Genomic DNA, 21,694 nt, shown 5'->3' with positions numbered 1-21,694 from the left:
CGCATTACTCCTTGACGAATGAGGGGAACGACGAATGAGGGGAACGCTGGCGCTCGAATCGTGCGATAATATGACGTCAATCATATTAAAAACCAGTCCCGCCGCAACGATGCGTTACGACGCCGAGCACAAACAGAACACGCGCAAGACCCTGCTCAAGGCCGCCGCCGCCGCGATCCGCCGCGACGGCCCCGATCGCGTCGGCGTCGCCGAGGTGATGGCGAAGGCCGGACTCACCCACGGCGGCTTCTACGCGCATTTCGCGTCCAAGGACGCATTGGTCGCGGCCGCCATCGCGCAGATGTTCGACGAACGGCAAGCGCTGGCGCTGGAGGCTGCTGCCGGCCGTGACCCGACCGAAGTGCTGGACGCTTACGTCCGCTTCTATCTGTCGCGAACGCATCGCGACGCCAGACACAGCGGCTGCCCGATCGCCGCACTCGCTTCCGACCTGCCGCGCCTGAACGCCGACGCGCGCAAGCGCTACGCCGAAGGCACACGCCGCATCCACGCGCTGATCGCCGCGCAATTCACCCAACTCGGTCACGCCGACGCCGACGCGCAAACCGATTCGCTCTTGGCCGAACTGGTCGGTGCGCTGGCGATGGCGCGCGCCGAAACCGACCCCAAGCGCTCCGACGCGATCCTCGCGCATTCGAAACAGGCGCTGCGCCGCCGCTTCCATCTGGAGAATCCCGCATGAACCTCGTCGCCGAATTCCCGCCCGGCCTGACCGGCCTCGAACAGCTGCAGAAAATGATCGCCCTCGGCGGTCGCCCGCCGATCGGCGACACGCTGGATTTCAACCTGGTCGAAGCCGGCGACGGTTTCGCCGCGTTCGAAAGCACGCCCAGCCTGCGCCTGTACAACCCGATCGGCAGCGTGCACGGCGGCTACGCCGCGACCCTGCTCGACTCGGCCTGCGGCTGCGCCGCGCATTCCAAGCTCGTGCCGGGGCAGGCGTATACGACGCTCGAACTCAAGATCGCCTATCACCGAGCGATCACGCAGGACACCGGCAGACTGCGCGCCGAAGGACGCGTGCTGAGCTTCGGTCGCCGTGCTGGGTTCACCGAAGCGACCTTGAAGGACGCTGCCGGCAAGCTGTACGCGTCGGCGACCTCGACCTTGCTGGTGTTCGAGCGGGCGCCGTGAGCCGCCTTTGAAAGGCGCGGAACGGCGATTCAGTAGAGTGCAACTTAATCGACGTTAGCAGTCATTTTGCCGAAGTTGACGATTTTTTCATTGCTGACTGCGCGCTGACGTGTGCGCCCGAAGCGGTCGCACGCAGCGCCGGCTTCGGATATTGTGCAATGCAGCACATGACTCCCTACCACTCCCCTACCCGCCCGCCGCGCCGCGAGCGCCGCCTCGCACCCCAGCGAGCGACGCACGAAGGCGAGCCGTTCGATACCCTCGACGGCCGCCGCCTGTGGCTGCGCCCGATCCGCCCCGACGACGTCGACGCGCTGCAACGCGGCTTCGCGCGGCTGACGCCGGAGCAGATTCGCTTGCGCGTGTTCTACCGCATGAACGAGCTGTCGCCGCAGATGGCGCATCTGCTCGCCAATGTCGACCCGGAGCGCGGCGCGGCCTACGTCGCGGTCGATGCCGACGGCGAGATCCGCGGCGAGGGACGCCTGTACGTCGACCGCACCCTGGACAGCGCCGAGTTCGCGCTGATCGTCGATCCCGCGCTGACCGGCCAGGGCGTCGGCCGCGCCTTGCTGCGGCGCTTGATCGCCGAGAGCCGGCGCCGGAATTTGCGCGAGCTGTGGGGCGTGGTGCTGACCGAGAACGCCGCGATGCTCGATCTCGCCAGCCGCCTCGGCGCCGAGCGCGAGGCGATCGCCGGCGAGTCGGATACACTGCGCGTGCGCTTCGATCTCTCCGATCCGCGCCTCGCCACCGGCTGACGACGGCTCACACGCTCGCCGCGCGGGCCTCGGCCTGAGTGCGGCGGTGCTGCAAGCGCTCCTGCAGCCGCTCGAAGTAGAGATAGATCACCGGCGTGATGTAGAGCGTCAACAGCTGCGAGGTGATCAAGCCGCCGACCACGGCGAGGCCGAGCGGCCGCCGCGCTTCGGCGCCGGCGCCGAAGCCGAGCGCGATCGGCAAGGTGCCCATCAGCGCGGCGAAGGTCGTCATCATGATCGGACGGAAGCGGATCACGCTGGCGTCGACGATCGCCTGCGCCGCCTGCTCGCCTTCGCGCTGCTTCTCCAGGGCGAAGTCGATCATCATGATCGCGTTCTTCTTGACGATGCCGATCAGCATGATCAGGCCGACCGCGCCGTACAGGTCGAGATCCTTGCCGAACACCATCAAGGTCAAGAGCGCGCCGAAGATCGCGGTCGGCAGGCCGGACAAGATCGTCAGCGGATGGATGAAGCTCTCGTACAAGATGCCGAGCACGAGATAGATCACGAACACGGCGAGCAGAAGCAGCACGCCCATGCCGGCGACCGAGGATTGGAACGACTGCGCCGTGCCCTGGAACGACGTCGTGATCGTCTCGGGCATCTTCAGTTCGGCGACGACGCGATCGACCGCGGCGACCGCGTCGCTGAGCGAGGTACCCGGCGCCAGATTGAACGACACCGTCGTCGCCGGCACCTGGCCCAAATGATTGATCGTCGCAGCGCCGACCGAGCGGCCGGTGCGCGTGACCGCCGACAGCGGTACCAGCTGCGCGGTCGGCGTCGCGGTGGCGTCGCCGGCGGTGGTCTTCGGCGGCAGGGTCGGCGTGACGTAGATCGACGACAGCACCGAGGTGTCGGCCTGCCGTTTCGGATCGACCTGCAGCAGCACCCAGAACTGATCCGAGTCGGTGTAGATCGTCGACACCTGCGCCGGACCGAACGCGTAGTACAACGCGTTCTCGATCGCCTGCGGGGTGACACCGTAGGCCGCCGCGGCATCACGGTCGAGGGTGACGTCGAGCTGCGGATTGGCGATCAGCATGTCGCTGGTGACGTCGAGGAAGCCCGGCTGCTTGACCAGGGCCGCGACCAGCTTGGGCGTCCATTCGAACAGGCGCTTGCTGTCGGTGTCCTGCAAGGCGAACTGATAGGCGCTGTTGGTCAGGCGGCCGCCGATGCGGATCAGCGGCAGGTTCTGCGGAAACGCTTGCAGGCCGGCGATGCTCTGCAGCTTCGGCCGCAGCTGCTGCACCACCGCGTCGGCGCTGTCGCGCTCGTGCGGCGGCTTCAGGTTCACGATGATGCGGCCTTGATTCAAGGTCGAACTGGCGCCGCCGGCGCCGACGAAGGCCATCGTGTTGGCGACGTTCGGATTGGTGCGGATGACCTCGACCGCGGCGCGCTGCTTGGCCAGCATGCCGTCGAAGCCGATGTCCTGCGCCGCCTGCGTGAACACGAACAGCTGGCCGGTGTCGTCGTTGGGCAGAAAACCCTTCGGCACTTTCACCACCATCGCCGCGGTCACCGCGACCAGCACGATGAACAGGGTCAGCATGCTGCGCGGATGCCGCACGCAGGCCTCCAGCGTGCGCCGGTAGAAGTCCTGCGCGGCGTCGAAGGCGCGCTCGCTCCACTGATAGACGCGGCCGTGTCGGATCGAATGCGGCGAGCGCAGCCAGCGGCTGCACAGCATCGGCGTCAGGCTCAACGAGACGAAACCGGACACCAGCACGGCGGCGACGATGGTCACCGCGAACTCTTTCAAAAGACGCCCGACGATGCCGCCCATGAACATGACCGGGATGAACACCGCCGCCAGCGACAAAGTCATCGAGACGATGGTGAAGCCGATCTCGCGCGCGCCGTCGAGCGTGGCGGTGAGCCGGTCCTTGCCCATCTCCATGTGGCGCGCGATGTTCTCCAGCATGACGATGGCGTCGTCGACGACGAAGCCGACCGCCAAGGTCAGCGCCATCAAGGACAGGTTGTCGATGCTGAAGCCGAACGCGTACATGATCGCGAAAGTGCCGACGATCGACATCGGCAGCGCCAGCGACGGAATCACCGTGGCCGACAGGTTGCGCAGGAACAGGAAGATCACCAGCACCACCAGCGCCAGCGCCAGCAGCAGGCTGAACTTCACCTCGGCGACCGACTCGCGAATGCTCTGCGAACGGTCGTAGATGACGTTGAGATCGGCGCCGGCCGGCAGCGAACGTTCGAACGCCGGCAGCAGCTTCTTGATGTCGTCGACGACCTCGATCGTGTTCGCGCCGGGCTGCTTCTGGATCGCCAGCACGACGCCGCGCTCGCCGTTGAGCAGCGCGCCGCCCTTGTCGTTCTGCACGCCGTCGTAGACGTTGGCGATGTCCTTCAGGCGCACCGGCGCGCCGTTCTGGTAGCTGACGATCAGATCGCCGAACGCGGCGGCGTCGAACATCTGGCCGTCGACCATCACGTTGTAGACGCGATTGGGACCGTACAGCGTGCCGGTCGGCAGGTTCACGTTGCCGCGGCCGACCGCATCGGCGACGGTGTCGATGCCGAGCCCGCGCGCCGACAGCGCGTCGGGATTGAGGTCGATGCGCACGGCGTATTTCTGCGAGCCGTACACGTTGACCTGGGCCACGCCGCCGACCATCGAGATGCGTTGCGCCAGCGTGTTCTCGGCGAACTCGTTCAAGGTCGACAGGCGCAGCGTCTTGGAGGTGAAGGCGATGTAGAAGATCGGCGAGTCGGCCGGATTGACCTTGCGGAAGGTCGGCGGCGTGGTCATCTGCGTCGGCAGCTGGCGCAACGCGGCCGAGATCGCCGCCTGCACGTCCTGCGCGGCGGCGTCGATGTTGCGGTCGAGCGCGAACTGCAAGGTGATGTTGGTCGAGCCGAGCGCGCTCTGCGAGGTCATCGAATCGATCGCAGGGATCGTCGAGAACTGCTTCTCGAGCGGCGTCGCCACCGCCGAGGCCATCGTTTCCGGCGATGCGCCGGGCAGGCTGGCACTGACCGAGATGGTCGGGAAATCGACGTTCGGCAGCGCCGCAACCGGCAGCGAGCGATAACCGACCACACCGAAGACCAGGATGCCGATCATGACCAGCGCGGTCATGACCGGGCGGCGCACGAAGATTTCCGAAACGTTCACCGCGCCGCTTCCGCGGCCTGGCCGACGCGCGCGACAGACGACTCGTCGATCTTCAGGAGCGCGCCGTCCTCGACTCTCGACTGGCCGTCGAGCACCACCGTTTCGCCGGCGGCGAGGCCGCCTTCGATCACCGCCTGGCCTTCGACCACGCGCGCGATCTTGACCGCGCGCTGCTCGGCGCGCTGGTCGGGCTTGACCACGAAGACGTAGGTTCCGTTCGGACCGTTCTGCACCGCCGGATCGGGCAGCACGACCGCGTTGGTGTCGTGGCCGAGCGTCAGGCTGACGCCGACCAGCTGCCCGGGCCACAGCAGATGTTCCGCATTGGCGAATTCGCCGCGCAGCTTGATCGTGCCGGTGGTGCTGTCGACCGCGTTGTCGATGAAGGCGACCTTGCCTTCGATCGGCTGATCGAGCCCGATCACGTTGGCCTTGACCGCAAGCGGCGCCTGCTTCTGCGCCGTCAGCACGCGCCCGAGCGAGGCGCTCGGCAAGGCGAAATTGACGTAGATCGGTTCGACCTGATTGATGACGACGAGCGGATTGGTGTCGTTCGCCCGCACCACGTTGCCGGGCTGGATCAGGATACGGCCGATGCGACCGGCGATCGGCGAGCGGATCTCGGTGTAGCCGAGCGTCAGCTTGGCCGCGGCGACATTCGCTTCGTCGACCTTCACCGCCGCCTGCGCGACACCGAGATTGGTGCGGTACTGCTCCATCTGGTCGGCCGAAACGTAACCCTTGGCGGCGACGTCGCGATAACGCTCGACCTGCGAGCGCGCCTGCGTCAGCGTCGCCTGATCCTTCGCCAGCGCCGATTGCGCCTGCTGCAGTGCCGCCTGCGCCGGGCGCGGATCGATGCGGAACAAGAGCTGCCCCTTGGCGACGTCGGCACCGTCCGCCACCAGCGATTCGAACAACTGCCCGTCGATCTGCGCCTTCACCGCGACGCTGTTGATCGTCTCCACGCTGCCCGGCGCCGTCGCCAGCACCGGCATGTCGCGCACGATCGCGCGCGTCACGCTGACCGGCACGGCTTGCGCCTTCGGCGGTGCGCGCTCGTTCGAACAAGCCGCAACGACGCTCGCCAGCAGGGCGAGCGCCATGATGCGGCTGCGTGGAAAGACGCGTCGTCGCATTCCTCGAAATCCAATACCCAGAACGATTTACATTGTGAACGATCGCAGCAACCGAGGTTCCGCGAGCCCCGGTAAACCCAAGTAAAGAGACGCCATGACTTTCGGCCCGCGCCAATTGCGCCGGACTTGCGGCGCACCGAACCGATCGCGATCATGCCGGCTCACGATGCTCGCCGATCTCCTCAGCCGCCGTGCCGCCCGCAACGGCGCGCTCGCCGCGTTCACCTTGCTCGTCGTCGCGCCCGCATTGTACGGCGCAGCGACGATGGACTACGCGCGCGACATCTTCGTGGCGCTGCGTTTGTGGCAGGGGCAGGAATTCCCGTTGACCGGCCCGCTCCTGAACGGCGCCTCGTTGCACCTGGGGCCGATCTGGTACTACCTACTCGCAGCGATACTCGGCTTGGACGGGCGCAGTTGGCTGGCCACCTCGCTCGTGCTCGGACTGCTCGCGGCGACGCAGATTCCGCTCGCCTATCTCGCCGGCAAGGCGCTGCACGATCGCCGCGCCGGGATGCTATGGGCGGCCTTGCTGGTGCTTCCCGGCTGGGGCGCGTTCAACGCGCTGCTGCCCTCTCACCCGCAGCTGGCGCCGCCGCTGATGCTCGCCTTCGTGCTGTGCGCGATCCGCTACGCACGTCGCGCGCGCAACAAATATCTGTTCGGCATGGCCGTGTGCTTCACTCTCGCGCTGCACGCGCATCCCGCGGCGCTGGCCTTGTCCTGGCTCGGTCTGGCGGTCTGCGTGCGTGCGCTCGCACGCGGCGAGTGCGGCTGGCGCGCGCTGGCCGTCGCGGCGGCGATCGCGTTGGCGCCGCTGCTGCCGTCGGTGTACGCGGACGCGACGCACGGCTTCGCCGATCTCGGCAACGCGAACAGCTATCTCGCGAACACCGGTTTCCTCGCCAATCTGGCTTCTTCCGGAAGCTTGTTCGCGGCGACGATGGTCGGCGGCCTGCGCTATTGGCTGGAGACGATGCTGGCGTGGCCGTCCACCGTCGTGCAGCTCGTGCTCGCGCTGGTTCTGGCGCTGGGCGCGCTCGGCGCGTTCGGGCTGATTCGATTGGGCCGCGTGCCGGCCACGCGTCCGATCGTGCTCGCTGCCGTTTCGACCTTGGCGATCAGCACGATCACCATCGCTACGCTGCGCGACATCACGCCGTTCTACATGGCCGCGCCGCTGTACGCGATCGGCGCCGGCGCGTGGGCACTCGGCCTGGCCGGCCTCGGCGCATCCGCGTTCGCCGCGAGCGCACGCGCCTCGATCGTCCTCGGTGCGTTCGTACTCGCCGTCTGCGCCGGCCACGCCGCCGCGCGCTTGCAGGTGCGCGGTGCATGGCCGTTCGGCTGGTGGCCGCTGCTCGACGTCAAACAGGCGCCCTCGCCGAGCCAACCGTTGCTGCTGATGCCGGCCTATGCGATGGATGCCAGCGGCCGTTTTCTCTGCTCGCAGCCGGCGCCGAGCCTGCACGGCGTCTACGCCAGCCACGTGCTGATGAACTACCGGATCGAGATGCGCCTCGCCTGCGGACGCAGCGACGCGCTCGCCGGCGGCGCCGAAGCCGGACGCGAGCATTGGCTCGGCCTGTCGCGTGCGCTGTTCGCGCAGCTCGACACCGAACCCGAACACCGCCTCGGTCCGCTCGGCCTGGTGCGCGCGCAGCCGTTGCCGCCGGGGCGCTCAATCGCAGCGCAGACCGCACCGATCTATCCGGCGCATGCGATCTCGCCGACGACGATGCAGGAGTCGCGCACGCAGCTCGCGCTCGGGCCGGAGGAGTATCTCGTCGTCAGCAATCTCGCCTGGACCTTCGGCAACGCTTACGAAAGCGAGGTCAGCATCGACGGCCGCAGGCTCCAGGCGAAGGCGCGCGACGCCGTTTCCACCGTCTACGCCTGCGACGCCTGCAGCGCGAACGCCCCGGCCCGAATCGACTTGCTCCTGCGCAGCGGCAGCCCGGACGCGCTCGACGTGGTCGTCTTCCGCGCGCAGCGCGCCCCGATCGATTAAACTGCACGGCTTGGTTCGCGGCCGCTCGCGCCGCCACCGCGCCACTCCCGAACGCATGTCCTCGCCGCTGATTCGCCCGCCTCTGCCGACTTCGGCCAAGCAACGCCGCTACTGGTCCGCGCCGCACGGTTCCGCGCTCGCGCTGAGCTTGGCCGAAACCGCGCGCGCGCACGCCGGCGTGGTCGTCGCGGTCGCCTCCGATACGCACGCCGCGCACGCGCTCGAAGCGGAGCTTTCGGTGTTCGCCGGCAGCGAGGTCGAGGTGCTGCAATTCCCCGATTGGGAAACCCTGCCCTACGACCTGTTCTCGCCGCATCCGGAAATCGTTTCGCAGCGCATCGCCACGCTCTACCGCCTGCCGGGCCTGCGCCGCGGCGTGCTGGTCGCCTCGGTGGCGACGCTGATGCAGCGGCTGGCGCCGCGCAGCTACGTGACCGGTTCGGGGCTGGTGCTCGAGGTCAAGCAGAAACTCGATCTGCTGGCCGAGCAGCGCCGCCTCGAAGCTGCCGGCTACCGCAACGTGCCGCAGGTGCAGGAACCGGGCGATTTCGCCGTGCGCGGCGCCCTGCTCGACATCTTCCCGATGGGCAGCGCCGAGCCGTATCGGATCGAACTGTTCGACGACGAGATCGACTCGATCCGCAGCTTCGATCCGGAGACGCAGCGCTCGGCGCACAAAGTCGAATCGGTGCGCCTGCTGCCGGCGCGCGAATTTCCGCTGACCGAGGAGTCGGCGAAAGCGTTCCGCAACACCTTGCGCGAACGCTTCCCGATCGATCCGCGCCGCTGTCCGCTGTACCAGGACATCAAGGAAGGCGCCTCGCCGGCCGGCATCGAATACTACCTGCCGCTGTTTTTCGCGCGCACCGAAACCTTGTTCGACTATCTCGCCGACGACGCCCTGTTCGTGCTCGGCGAAGGCGTGCTGGAAGCGGCCGAAACGTTCTGGACCCAGACCGGCCAGCGCTACGAGCAGCGCGCGCACGACGTCGAGCGTCCGGTGCTGCCGCCGGCCGAGCTGTATCTGCCGCCGCAGCAGTTGCGCGAGCGCCTCAACCTGGTGCCGCGCGTGGACATCGTCGCCAAGGGCGCGAACGAACACGCGGTCGACCTCGGCACGCAGCCGGCGCCGTCGCTGCCGCTCAATCGCAAAGGCGAAGAGCCCGGCGACGCGCTGCGCCGTTTCCTGTCCGCCTACAGCGGCCGCGTGCTGATCGCGACCGATTCGGCCGGCCGCCGCGAAGGGCTGATCGAACAGCTCGCCGCCGCGCAGCTGCGCCCGCAAACTTATGCCGGCTGGCGCGAATTCGCCGCCGACGGCAATCGCTTCGGCATCGCGGTGGCACCGCTCGAACAAGGCTTCGCCTTGAACGAGCCGGCGCTGGCCGTGCTGACCGAGCGCGAGCTGTATGGTGAGCGCGTGCAGCAGGTGCGCCGGCGCAAGCGCGCCGCGCGCGATCCGGAAGCGGTGCTGCGTGATTTGTCCGAACTCTCGGTCGGCGCGCCGATCGTGCATATCGATCACGGCGTCGGGCGCTATCAAGGCCTGGTCAAGCTCGACGTCGGCGCGCGCCAGAACGGCGACGGTCCGGCCGAGTTCCTCGCCATCGAATACGCCAAGGGCGACAAGCTGTACGTGCCGGTGGCGCAGCTGCAGCTGGTCTCGCGCTACTCCGGCACCGCGCCGGAACTGGCGCCGCTGCACGCGCTCGGCGGCGATGCTTGGGAGCGCGCGAAGAAGAAAGCCGCGCAGAAGGTGCGCGATGTCGCCGCCGAACTGCTCGCGATCTACGCGCAGCGCGAAGCGCGCCAGGGCACCGCGATCGTGGTCGATCGCGAGATGACCGAACAGTTCGCGGCCGCCTTCCCGTTCGAGGAAACGCCCGACCAGGCCACCGCGATCGAAGCGGTCACCGCCGATCTCGCCGCGGCGCGGCCGATGGATCGCGTCGTCTGCGGCGACGTCGGCTTCGGCAAGACCGAAGTCGCGCTGCGCGCCGCCTTCGTCGCCGCCACCGCCGGCAAGCAGGTCGCCGTGCTGGCGCCGACCACGCTATTGGCGCAGCAGCACTATCAGAATTTCCGCGACCGCTACGCCGACTGGCCGATCCGCGTCGAAGTGCTGTCGCGCTTCAAATCGAAGAAGGAAATCGGCAGCGCACTGGAAAAGCTCGCCGCCGGCCAGATCGACGTGATGATCGGCACGCACAAGCTGGTCCAGTCCGACGTGCGCTTCAAGGATCTCGGCCTCGTCATCATCGACGAAGAGCAGCGCTTCGGCGTGCGCCAGAAAGAAGCGCTGAAGAAGCTGCGCGCCGAGGTCGATCTTTTGACCCTGACCGCGACGCCGATTCCGCGCACCCTGAACATGGCGATGGCCGGCCTGCGCGATCTCTCCATCATCGCCACGCCGCCGGCGCACCGCCTCGCCGTGCAGACCTTCATCGGCCCCTACGATCCGGCGCTGATCCGCGAAGCGATGCAGCGCGAGCACGCGCGCGGCGGCCAGGTCTACTTCCTGCACAACGACGTCGAAACGATCGAGAAGACCGCGCGCGAACTCGGCGAACTGATGCCCGATGCGCGCATCCGCTATGCGCACGGCCAGATGCCCGACCGCGAGCTCGAACAGATCATGCTCGACTTCTACCGCCAGCGCTTCAACGTGCTGGTGGCGACCACGATCATCGAATCGGGCATCGACGTGCCGAGCGCGAACACCATCATCATCAACCGCGCCGACCGCTTCGGACTGGCCCAGCTGCATCAGCTGCGCGGCCGCGTCGGCCGTTCGCACCATCGCGCCTACGCCTACCTGATGGTGCCGGAAGGCCGTTCGATCACCGCCGACGCGGAGAAGCGCCTCGACGCGCTCGCCTCGCTCGACGAACTCGGCGCCGGCTTCACCCTCGCCACGCACGATCTGGAAATCCGCGGCGCCGGCGAACTGCTCGGCGAGGAACAGAGCGGCCAGATCGAAGAGGTCGGCTTCTCGCTCTACACCGACATGCTCGACCGCGCCGTGCGCGCGCTCAAGCAAGGCAAGGTGCCCGACTTCGATCTGACTCAGGAGCACGAGGCCGAAGTCGAACTGCATCTGCCGGCGCTGATTCCGGACGACTACCTGCCCGACGTCAACACGCGCCTGACCTTGTACAAGCGCATCGCCAGCGCGCACAACGAAGAGCAATTGCGCGAACTGCAGGTCGAGATGATCGACCGCTTCGGCCTCCTGCCCGATCCGCTCAAGCACCTGTTCGCGGTGACCGCGCTGAAACTCGCAGCGACCCCGCTCGGCATCCGCAAGCTCGAACTCGGCGCCAACGGCGGCCGCGTGATCTTCCGTCCGCAGCCGGCGATCGAACCTCTGACCGTGATCCGCCTGATCCAGTCGCAGCCGCGCGTGTACGCGCTCGACGGCCAGGACAAACTCAAATTCAAGATGCCGCTCGAAGGCGCCACCGAGCGCCTGCGCGCGGCCAACGACCTGCTCGCCGCGCTCGGCGCGCGCAAAGCGGCCTGATGCCCGACGATTCCATGTCCGACGATCCGAACGATTTCCTGCACCGCTTCCAACTCGAACGCGCCGGTGTGCGCGGCGCGATCGTGCGCCTCGAACGCACCTGGCAGCGCGTGCGCGCGAACGGCGACTACGCCGATCCGCTGGCGCAGCTGCTCGGCAGCACGCTGGCGGCGAGCGCGCTGTTCACCAGCCCTTTGAAATTCGAAGGACGCCTGTCGATCCATCTGCGCGACAGCGGTGCGCTGCGTCTGTTGTTCGCCGACTGCACCCACGACGGCGTCTTGCGCGGCATCGCTCGCATCGACCCGAGCGCGACACGCACACCGCGCCTCGAGCCCGGCGCGCGCCTCGCCATCACGATCGAGAACGCCGCCACCGACGCGCGCTACCAGGGCTTGGTGCCGGTCGAAAGCGACGACCTCACCCGCGCTTTCGAGAGCTACTTCGAACGCTCCGAACAATTGCCGACCCGGCTCGTGCTGGCGGCCGACGCCGAACGCTGCGGCGGCCTGATGCTGCAGCAGATCGCGCTCAGCGGCGGCGCGCCGCTCGGCGACGCCGACGGCTGGAACCGCGCGCAGCATCTCTTGGCCACGCTGACGACAGAAGAGCTGCTCGACCTGGCGCCGGAACAGGTGCTGCTGCGCCTGTTCCACGAAGAAGACGTGCGCCTGCAACCAGCGCAGCCGCTCGCGTTCGGCTGCACCTGCTCGCGCGAACGCGTCGCCGACATGCTGCGCTCGCTCGGCCGCGAGGAAAACGAATCGGTGCTGGCCGAACAAGGCTCGGTCGAGATCACCTGCGAGTTCTGCAACCGCCGCTACGTGTTCGACGAGGCCGACATCGCCGCGGTGTTCGCCGCGGACGCACCGACGGACGCGCCGCCGACGCGGCATTGAAGCCGATTCCGCGTCTCGCAAAAAAAGCCGAGGCGCGAGCCTCGGCTTGAGAAAGAACGTCACTCTCGCGCGGCGCTGTCGGAGCGTTCGAAAAGAACTAGCGCAGCTGGCCCGGCGGGGCCATAGCAACCAGCCGTTGCGCCGCTGCAGACGGCGGATGCAACGGCGCCGGCGCGGAATCGATGCTGACGTCATCGAGGTTGTAGTAGGAATAAGTGCCGTTGTAACGGAACTCGATAGCATGCGGCTCGCCATCGGCGTAGGCACCTATGTCGACGCTGCGCTGGGTGTAACCGGCCTCGGCCTCGGCCGGTTCCGGATACGATGCGACTTCGGTGCCGTCGACGCTGACTACGAGTTCCGAATCGAGACCGCCGACCTTGCCGATCCATAGCCGGAAGTTCAGATACTGCGGACCGCCGGACGGAACCGTCACCGACTGCGACACCGTAGATTCCTCAAGAACTCCTGGACCCACGAACCAGGCCCAGGCGCTGTCGGTGCGCGGGCCGGCGCCGCTGTCGCCGCACCAACTGATGTCGCACAAGGGATCGACTACGATCGAGGTCGAAGTCCATGGGCCCGCACCGCCGAAGCTGACTTCGAAGCCTCCATCCTGCACAGGATTGGTCGGCGCGATGTCGTCGAAGCCGTCGGCGAAGATGGCATCCACTGCGCTCAGGGTGTCGGCGAACTCCGTGACGACCACGCTCTGAAAAGCAATCCCGATGTCGGCATTGGGACCGGATGTAGGGCCCCAGACGTAACCGGGCAGCGAGGGCGGCTGCGCCTGCGTCACCATGCAGGTACTGCCGTCCGCGATCGGGGCGATCGTCGTGCTGCCCGCGGTCGCGCCGGCGGGTATCGTGATGCGCGCGCTCGTATTCGCCGCGGCGATCGGCGTGACGGCCTTTTCCGAATGCGTGCAGGCAACCGTGAAATCGAAGCTGGCGTCTACCGGAAGCGGCATGCTCACGGTTTTGTCGATCTGCAGGCCGCCACTCAGTAAGGAGACGGCATAGATCATCTTAAATATGCCGGGTTGGTCGACGGAGAATCGGTAAGGTTCTGGCTGATCCCAACGATACCCGGCGGGAGGATCGGTAGGAAACGATATCCGCATGTCGCAAGTGTTGGGTACCGTAACTTCGAACTCTGCACTACTAGGCGTCAAGAAGATGCCTCCCTCATCGGTTCTGAGGGCCACCGAAGTCACCGGTGGCTGTCCTCCCTCGCCTGTGCAGTCCAGGCTGAAGACGATTTCGGCGTTCGGAGCGGCACCGAAATATAGGCCGCCGGCGGCGAAGACAACGGTCACGGTGCCGGCTTGGCCATGTGCAATGTCGGTCGCTGCCAGCACCGTCATCGCCATTGCTGTCGCCAAGACCAGACCGCGACGGCGCCTACTGCGCGACGCCGCCGGAGCATTGTGAAGAATCGTGTTCAAAAACCGATTATTGCCGCGTACTTCATCCGTCATTTCCAACCCCCATCAGTCATTAACTCCAAGCAGATCACGCACCGATGCATCCCTCGACGCGATCGATACGGCTGCAGACACAACACCGAACTCACGAACATCGCCTGACGGCCGTCCATCTCGCACGACCGTCGCGATGCGCTAAATTAGGCCGGCGCGACGCGGTAGAGCCTTTGGGGCTCGTGGTTTTTTCGTGTGAGTTTGTTGGGAGCCGTGTTGGAACGTTCATCGACTGCGCCGGATGAGTACCCGGCCCCGTTCGCTTTCGGTCCGTTCCGGATCGACCCTGCCGAGCGCACGCTGCGGCGTGACGACGCGCCGGTCACGCTGACGCCGAAAGCCTTCGATCTCCTGCTCGCCCTGGTCGAGGCGCCGGGCCGCTTGCGCACGCGCGAAGACCTGCTGCAGCAGGTCTGGCGCGGCAGCGTGGTCGAGGAAACCAATCTCAGCTGGAACATCAGCGCGCTGCGCAAGGCGCTCGGCGACACCGGCGAGAAGCCGCTGTACATCGAGACCGTGCGCGGCCGCGGCTACCGCTTTCTCGCGCGTCCCGCGGCACCAGCCCGCGACGGTGACGTCGCGAAGCGCGCGCAAGCACCGACACATGCTGGCTTTCGCTTCGGACGAATCGCCGCGCTCCTTCTGCTCATCCTGGCCGCGATCACCGCGGCTGCGTTCGCCTACCGCAGCTTACGTGCGCCCGCCGTATCGCCGCGGTCGCTGGCCGTGCTGCCGTTCGCCGACCTCACGCGCGACACCGACGCCGCCTACTTCGCCGCCGGTGTGCAGAACACCATCCTGACCAAGCTCGCCGCCATCGGCGAACTACAGGTGATGTCGCGTGCGGCGAGCAAGAATCGCGACAATCATTCGGGCGATCCGCGCGCGACCGCCGCGCAGCTCGGCGTCGCCGCGCTGCTCGAAGGCAGCGTGCTGCGTGACGGCGATCGTTTCCGTGTCAACGTGCAGCTGATCGACGGCCGCAGCGGCCGCCATTTGTGGGCCGAGTCGTACGCGCGCGGGATCGAAGACCTGTTCGAGGTCGAGAGCGACATCTCCGAACAGGTCGCAGCCGCGCTGAAAGCCAAGCTGCTGCAATCGGAAGCCGAGCAAGTCGCCTATGTGCCCACGCGCGACGCGCAAGCCTACGACGATTTCCTCAAGGCCGAATACCTGGCCGAACAGGTCGGACACGTCGGCGCCGGCGACATGCGCGATGCGGTGTCGCGAGCGCGCACGCTGTACCGGCAGGCGACCGCGCGCGATCCGCGTTTCGCGCTGGCGTGGGCGCGGCTGGCCTATCTCGACAGCCTGGCTTACTGGTTTCACCTCGACTCCGATCCGGCCCGCATCGCGGCCGCCGAGGAGGCGGCGGCCACTGCCTTGCGCCTGGCGCCGGAGCTGCCGCAGGCGCGCCTCGCCAGCGGCTACGTGCACTACTACCGCCACCGCGACTACCCCGCCGCGCTGGGAGAATTCGAACGCGCGCAGCGCAGCCTGCCCGGCGATGCCGACATCGGTTTCGCGATCGCCAACGTGCAGCGCCGGCTCGGGCGCATCGAACAGGCCATCGCCGGCTACGAGCGCATCGCCGCGATCGACCCGCGCAATTCGCGCTGGCCGATGGCGCTCGGCGATTCCTACGCGATGTTGCGCCGCTACGATCTGGCGCAGAAGGCGTACGACCGTGCGCAATCGGCCGACCCGGACAATCACGGTCCAGCGCTGTATCGAAGCCTGGCACTGCTCAATGCCGGCGACCTCGCCGGTGCGCGCCGGATCCTCGATGCCGTACCGGCCGGCTTCGATCCCGGCGGTTGGACGACGGCGCTGCGCTTCATCGCGCACTACCAGCAACGCGATGCCGACGCGGCACTGGCTGCGCTCGCCGCGGCACCGGCGTGGCTGGAAGCGGTCTACCTGCCGACGACGACGCCGAGCGATCTCCTACGCGCGCAAGCCTTCGCGCTGAAGGGCGACGCTGCGCAGGCACAGGCCGCGTTCGCGCGCGCGCGCGAAGCCCTGCAGGAACAGCAGCGCACGCGCGGCGACGAGCCGTCGCTGCTGATCCAGCTCGCCCTCGCCCAGGCCGGCCTCGGCGAACACGAGGCCGCACTCGCGAACGCGCGTCTTGTATTGGAGCGCTTTCCGGTTGCGCGCGACGCGATGGACGCGCCGATGTTTCTCGCCGCGCTGGCCGAAATCGAAATCGCCGGCGGCCGCCTCGACGACGCCGCCGGCCATCTGCGCGAACTCTTGCGGCTGCCGGCCGGTCACGTGATGTCGGCGCAGCGGATCGCCGGCGATCCGCGCTTCGAGCCGGTGCGCGAGGCGTTGCAGAACGTTGCCGATTCGCGCTGATCGTCGCGCGATCGTTGCTTGCCGGCTCTGCCAACGACGGCTTCGCTACGACCGGGCGCTGCGCTCAAATCGGCGCACCCGGCGGAATCGGCGGCAGCGGCCGCAGCTTGACCGACTTCGGATCGGCGAGATATTTGCGGATCGTCTCCGCCGCCGCCGCGCGGCTCGCCGCCGGCGCGCCGTCGCCGCCGCGCTTGGCCAGCCAGACCTGCCAATTCTGCAAGGACGCGCGCAGCTCGGCGTCGACCTGCGCATGCAGCTGGCCGCCGTCGAGCGCATTCAAGGCCGCATCGAGTACGACCCAATTCGCCGCCGTCTGCACCGCCGCCGCGGCCGGCGCCGATGCAGCCGCATCGTTCTGCCAGGTGCCGTGGAAGATCGCCGCGAGCACGTCAGCGACGCCGGGTGCGTCGGCGTCGCGCGCGTGTTGCCAGGCGAGACGATTCAGCCGCGCCGGCGCGAACAGGAACTGCAGGGTCTGCGCGGAAGCGGCCTCGACCGCGGCCAGCGGATCGAACAGCGGCGCGGTCTTGCTGGCGAAGTACTCGCGATTGCGCGCGTAGTCGTTGCCGGGCGGCGTGACCAGGTCGAGCACGTTCGCCGGCAACGCGAGTTCCGCAGCGCCGAGCGTCGCGACAAGGCGTTCGAGCGCGGCGCGCTGCGTCGCCGCCGGTACTCGCTTGGTTCCGGCGCGGCGATCGCCGGCCTCTGCATAAACGTAGTCGGCACCGGCGAGCAGACGCGCGACCGCCTCGGTCTGATAGCGGTGCAACAGATACACCGGCACCAGGCGCGCTTCGAGTTCGCCGCTCTGCCGATCGGGCGGCAGCACGCCGAGCGAGAAGCCAGCCAACGCCTTGCGGCGCAGCGCGAGCACGTCGTCGAAAGCCTTCAGCGTGTCGGGACCGAAATCCCACAAGAGGCCATCCGGCTCGGCGTCGCCGGGCGCGCGTGCGTCGGCGTCGCTGACGTAGCGGAAACCGGCCGCTGCAATGTCGGCGCGCAGTTTCGCCAGCGCCGCCGCTTCGCTGCCGGCCGCGAATTGCGCGTAGCCGTGCGCGACCAGGAAATCGTCCCAGGGACCGACGCCGACGCCGTAGGCATCGGCCAGCGACACCGCGCCGTCGGCGAGTTTGAGCAGCGGATGCGGATAGTCCATCACCGATCCGTTGCCTTGCCGGCTCGCGGCGAAGTTGTGCGCGAAGCCGAGCGCGTGGCCGACTTCGTGCGCGGCGAGCTGGCGCAAGCGCGCCAGCGCCATCCGTTCCGCCGCGTTCTTCAGTTCGCTCGCGTTCGCCTTGTCGTACGGCGCGAGCAGGCTTTCGGCGATCAGGATGTCCTGGCGCACGCGTTGCGAGCCGAGCGTGACGTTGCCGCGGATGATCTCGCCGGTGCGCGGATCGACGATCGGCTGGCCGTAGGACCAGCCGCGCGTGTAGCGATGCGCCCAGGTGATCAGGCTGTAGCGCACGTCCATCGGATCGACGCCTTCGGGCAGCAGCTCGACTCGATACGCGTCCTTGAAGCCGGCTTTCTCGAACGCGCTCTTCCACCAGTTGGCGCCTTCGAGCAAAGCCGAACGCACCGGCTCGGGTGCGCCGCGGTCGAGATAGAACACGATCGGTTTCTTCACCGCGCTCTGCGCGGCGGCGGGATCGGTCTTCTCCAAACGAAAGCGCGGCTGCACGCGGCGGTCGATGCTGGAAGCGAGCGGCTGCGCGAAGTCGTACCAGCCGACGCTGAATGCGCCCGAGGCCGGATGATAGGCGCGCGGCGCGTAGCCCGGCGGCGGCAAGCGCACCAGGCTCAGGTGTTGACGCAGGCTCAGACTGGCCGGGTCCATCGCGACGTCACGCACGAACTGCTCTTCACCCGGCCCCTTGAAGGTCAGCAGCGCTTCGAGTTCGGTGTTGTCGGGAAAGCTCTTGGCGTCGGCGAGCGCGACGGCGCTGCGTTTGTCGTCGACCTCGTAGCGGCCCTGCTTGGTCTCGGTCAGGCGCCGCGCGATGCCGTGGCGGTCGGACAAGAGCAGCGAGCTGACGTCGACCAGCACCTGCGCCTCGGCGCCCTTGCGTTCGGCCACGACCTCGCCGGACCACAGCACCGATTCGGCGAAGGCTTGGCGCACGCTGAGCGCTTCGTCGGGATTGTTCGAGACGGCGCGGAATTTGGTGTTGTCCTCGACCAGCAGTACGCGCGTGCCGACGCGGCGGAACTCGACCAGATGCGAATCGCCGCTCTGGCCGCGATCGAGACCGACGTCGTTGGAGCCGAGCCCCCACGGCAATGACGTGACCAGCAGGAACGGCTGCTCGAATTCGCGCACACCGAGCAGTACGCGGCCCTTGGTCTCGTCGCGATAGACGTCGAAGAAACCCTGCACGCGCGCCATGCCGCGCGTGGCCGCGGCGATATCGGTCGTCGGCTTCGCCTCGGTCTTGCCCGCCGGCGCGTCGGCCGCCTGCACCGCCACCGCGAAGATCACGGCGAAGGCCGCGCCCAACAGTCGTCCACCCTGCTTCATCTCGTTCGCCTCGCTCGCCCAGCGTGTCAGTGTGCCCGCTCCGCCGCCGCAGCCCATGCGCCGAAAGGCATGTGGTTCAAGGTTGGCGTCCCGAGGGCGGCCGTTTGCCCTCGCGCTTCCATGCGACCAGCGCATCGAAGGCCTGGCCGATCTGTTGCGGTGTGAACACGCAGTGCCCGTTGGCGGCGACGTACTGCTGCACGAAGCGGTCGCCGCGGCCGGCGGCTTGCGCGCGCATCGCGTAGTCGAACGCGGTCGAGGCCAGCACCAGCGGATCGCCGACGTCGTGTAGAGCCAGCAGCGGCTTGCTCAGCTTGCCGCTCGGTGTGTACCAGCGCGCCAGATAGGCCGCCGCGCGCGGCTCGGCGCGATAGCGCGCGACGCCGTCGTTGAGCGCGACGTCGTCGCCGCTGCCGGTGTAGATCAGATCGGCGTTGCCGAACGGATTGCCGCCGGCGCGACGCTGCAATTCACCGATCAGATAACCGGCGAAGCCGATCACGCTGGACAGATCGCGCGCATCGCCGGCACCGTTCAACGCGCGCAGTGCGGCGGCGGCTTTCGGATTGGATGTCAGCGCGGCGTCGATGCGCGCTTCGAGCGCATCGGTCGGCTGGTAGTCGGTCGGCACCGGCACCAGCGGCCCGAGCAGATTCGGAAAGTAGTAGTCGAACGCGGCGCGCAGGGCGAAGTCGCGCGCGAGAAAGCGATCGGCCGGCGCCAGCACACCGCACAGCGCCAGCGCGCCGTCGTAGAGTTCCGGTTTGGTCTCGATCGTCATCGCGGTGAGCAGACCGCCCATCGACATGCCGACCAGATAGCTTTCTTTTGGCGCACCGTATTGGGCGACGAAGTGCCGGCGCAGCGCTTCGGTTTCCGTGCCGGCCTGCTCGACCGCCCAGCCGCCGCGCGAATAGCCCGACTGGATCACGGCGAAGCCCTGCGCCAGGATCGGATCGAACATCGGCGAGACGCGCTGCTCGGAACGGAACGTGATCGCCTCGGTGTCGTAGCCGTGGAAGAACACCACCAGGCCACGATTCCAGTTCGGCGGCACGTCGATGCGATAGGCGGCGCCGTCGAGCTGGCCGATCTCGAGCGGCGGCGGCGCGGTTTTGGCCGGCTCGCGCGCTGCGGCGCCGATCGACAACAAGCCAATCGACAACAATCCGATCGACAGCCGGAAAACGCAGGCGACGCGCACCCACCCGCGAGGCGAACGAAACGCCATCGCCGCCTCAGGCACCGGCCGCGTCGAGACGGCGGCGCAACTCGGCGACCTCTTCGCGCAAGCCGGCGAGTTCGGCTTCGAGCTGCTCGAGGCGTTCGTGCGCGCCGCCGCTGCGCGCGGGCGCCGCGGCCGCGGCTTGCGCCAGCGCGTCGACGTCGACCGCGCCGCCGAGCAGATGCATGTAGCGATCTTCGCGCTGGCCCGGGGCGCGGCCGATGCGCACCACGTAGGCGGGTTCGCGCTGGATCAGGCGCTCGAGCGTGTCGCGCAAATCCTCCACGCTCGGAAAGTCGGCCAGCCGCTCGGTGCGCGTGTGCAATTCGCTCAGGGTCTGCGGCCCGCGCAGGAGCAAGGCGCAGAGCACGCCGCGCTGGCGCGCGGTGCTGCCGTAGACGGTGTCGAAGCGATGCTCGTAGCGCAGCACGCGCTGCGAGGAGGTTGCGATCTTGACCAGCAAGCGCCGCTCGAGCAGGTTCAGCGCATGCCCGACCGCGCCCGGCTCCAGATTCATCACCGGTTCGCGGCTGGTCTTCTGATTGCACGCCGCGACCAGCGCGTTCAAGGTCAGCGGATACACCTCGGGCGTGATCGCGGCTTTCTCGATCAGGCAGCCGAGGATGCGCGCTTCGGTGGCATCCAGCGGCGGCAGCGCCGGCGTCCCTTGCGTCGTTACGTCTTCCACGGTCACCGCCTTCGCTGAAAAGGCGTCAGTGTATAGCGTCGCCGCGCGAGCGCCGCGAAGCGCATCGCCGTCTCAGCGCGCGGCGGGCGGCGCCGGATCGAAACCGTCGGCGAAAATGGCGTCGCTGCCGCGTTCGATGCGCAAGTTGTCCCAATGCGCGGCGTAGATCGCGAAGCCGTAGATGTAGCCCGGCTCGAAGGTGGTGAAGGCGACCTCGTCGACCTGCGCCATCACGTCGGCGAAGGTGACGCCGGCCGGCAGCACCGGCGCGCCGGTCTGCGGATCTTCGGCGCCGTAGCCGCCCCAACCGTCCGGCAGCGTCGCCGACGCCGGCGCGAAGCTCACCGAGTAGCTGCCCCACTCGGGGTTCGCCTGCAGGGTGCCGATGCGCGTCCACACCGCGGCCCACGGATAGTCGGGCGGCGCCAGCGCGTGGCTGCGGAATTCGACGAACAAGCCCCGCTCGACTTCGTTGCCGTCGTAGGTGATCGAATCGGTCTGCGCGTCGAGGCCGATCGTGAGGCTGGGGTACTGGGTCAGGTCGCCGAGGAAGGCGGTGTTGGAATCGGTGCGGAATTCGATGCCGGTCGCTTCGAGCAGGAAGTGCGCGCTCGCACCCGGATGGCCGCCGTCCGGCACCACCGTGGCGTTGCCGTCCCAGCCCTGGGCGCCGTCATCGAAGGTCACCACGGTCGATTGCGCGGCGGCGTGGCCGGCGAGCAGCGCGCCGCTCAAGCCGAGCATCAAGAGAGATCCGTACTTGCCCATCGCAGCACCTCG

The 21,694-nt window shown here is 67.9% G+C and carries 14 protein-coding genes; 7 read left to right on the top strand and 7 right to left on the bottom strand.

Annotated elements, in window-relative coordinates:
- Positions 1-34 precede the first annotated feature (34 nt).
- The 3 genes from AC3QL3_RS09150 to AC3QL3_RS09140 all read left to right on the top strand — a co-directional run bounded on the left by AC3QL3_RS09150 (position 35) and on the right by AC3QL3_RS09140 (position 1,916).
- Positions 35-703: a TetR/AcrR family transcriptional regulator gene (locus tag AC3QL3_RS09150; RefSeq protein ID WP_492898220.1), complete on the top strand. Its 669-nt coding sequence runs from the start codon at positions 35-37 to the stop codon at positions 701-703.
- Positions 700-1,155: a PaaI family thioesterase gene (locus AC3QL3_RS09145; RefSeq protein ID WP_492898218.1), complete on the top strand. Its 456-nt coding sequence runs from the start codon at positions 700-702 to the stop codon at positions 1,153-1,155. Before AC3QL3_RS09150 ends, AC3QL3_RS09145 begins: the two co-directional genes overlap by 4 nt.
- 158 nt (positions 1,156-1,313) lie before the next feature.
- Positions 1,314-1,916 (top strand): GNAT family N-acetyltransferase, encoded by a 603-nt coding sequence (locus AC3QL3_RS09140; RefSeq protein WP_492898216.1) that lies wholly within the window; start codon positions 1,314-1,316, stop codon positions 1,914-1,916.
- 7 nt (positions 1,917-1,923) lie between these two features.
- On the opposite strand, the gene AC3QL3_RS09135 is transcribed toward AC3QL3_RS09140, so the two are convergent.
- Positions 1,924-5,064 carry an efflux RND transporter permease subunit gene (locus tag AC3QL3_RS09135; RefSeq protein WP_492898214.1) on the bottom strand — a complete coding sequence of 1,047 codons (3,141 nt, stop codon included), beginning with the start codon at positions 5,062-5,064 and terminating at the stop codon, positions 1,924-1,926.
- A complete protein-coding gene (locus AC3QL3_RS09130; RefSeq protein ID WP_492898212.1) occupies positions 5,061-6,203 on the bottom strand; it encodes an efflux RND transporter periplasmic adaptor subunit in 1,143 nt (380 codons plus the stop codon). Before AC3QL3_RS09130 ends, AC3QL3_RS09135 begins: the two co-directional genes overlap by 4 nt.
- Positions 6,204-6,369: 166 nt before the next feature.
- On the opposite strand from AC3QL3_RS09130, the gene AC3QL3_RS09125 reads away from it, so the two are divergent.
- The 3 genes from AC3QL3_RS09125 to hslO are packed head-to-tail and all read left to right on the top strand — an operon-like array spanning position 6,370 to position 12,636.
- The gene (locus AC3QL3_RS09125; RefSeq protein WP_492898210.1) at positions 6,370-8,214 is read left to right on the top strand and encodes a hypothetical protein; all 1,845 of its coding nucleotides are present in this window, start codon (positions 6,370-6,372) and stop codon (positions 8,212-8,214) included.
- A 55-nt stretch (positions 8,215-8,269) separates the two neighbouring features.
- Complete coding sequence (gene mfd, locus AC3QL3_RS09120; protein WP_492898208.1) at positions 8,270-11,737, top strand: transcription-repair coupling factor; 3,468 nt, start codon at positions 8,270-8,272, stop codon at positions 11,735-11,737.
- Positions 11,737-12,636, top strand: coding sequence for an Hsp33 family molecular chaperone HslO (gene hslO / locus AC3QL3_RS09115; protein WP_492898206.1), 900 nt, complete (start codon positions 11,737-11,739; stop codon positions 12,634-12,636). The genes mfd and hslO overlap by 1 nt, the downstream gene beginning before the upstream one ends.
- Before the next feature lie 97 nt (positions 12,637-12,733).
- On the opposite strand, the gene AC3QL3_RS09110 is transcribed toward hslO, so the two are convergent.
- On the bottom strand, positions 12,734-14,008 hold the full coding sequence (locus AC3QL3_RS09110; protein ID WP_492898204.1) for a DUF5979 domain-containing protein: 1,275 nt from the start codon (positions 14,006-14,008) through the stop codon (positions 12,734-12,736).
- Between the two features lie 324 nt (positions 14,009-14,332).
- Between AC3QL3_RS09110 and AC3QL3_RS09105 the strand changes: the two genes are divergently transcribed.
- Positions 14,333-16,477 (top strand): winged helix-turn-helix domain-containing protein, encoded by a 2,145-nt coding sequence (locus AC3QL3_RS09105; RefSeq protein WP_492898202.1) that lies wholly within the window; start codon positions 14,333-14,335, stop codon positions 16,475-16,477.
- Positions 16,478-16,541: 64 nt separating this feature from the next.
- On the opposite strand, the gene AC3QL3_RS09100 is transcribed toward AC3QL3_RS09105, so the two are convergent.
- From AC3QL3_RS09100 to AC3QL3_RS09085, 4 genes are all read right to left on the bottom strand, one after another.
- The gene (locus AC3QL3_RS09100) at positions 16,542-19,001 is read right to left on the bottom strand and encodes a zinc-dependent metalloprotease (protein WP_492898200.1); all 2,460 of its coding nucleotides are present in this window, start codon (positions 18,999-19,001) and stop codon (positions 16,542-16,544) included.
- Positions 19,002-19,077: 76 nt separating this feature from the next.
- Entirely contained in the window at positions 19,078-20,166 is a 1,089-nt protein-coding gene (locus AC3QL3_RS09095) for a DUF6351 family protein (RefSeq protein ID WP_492898198.1), read from the bottom strand.
- Between the two features lie 73 nt (positions 20,167-20,239).
- Positions 20,240-20,914, bottom strand: coding sequence for a YceH family protein (locus AC3QL3_RS09090; protein ID WP_492898196.1), 675 nt, complete (start codon positions 20,912-20,914; stop codon positions 20,240-20,242).
- A 72-nt stretch (positions 20,915-20,986) separates the two neighbouring features.
- On the bottom strand, positions 20,987-21,682 hold the full coding sequence (locus tag AC3QL3_RS09085; RefSeq protein ID WP_492898194.1) for a hypothetical protein: 696 nt from the start codon (positions 21,680-21,682) through the stop codon (positions 20,987-20,989).
- Between the last annotated feature and the right edge of the window lie 12 nt (positions 21,683-21,694).

It is taken from the genome of Dokdonella sp. GW821-FHT11D02 (assembly GCF_058808595.1).
This window is presented reverse-complemented; position numbering and strand designations above follow the sequence as displayed.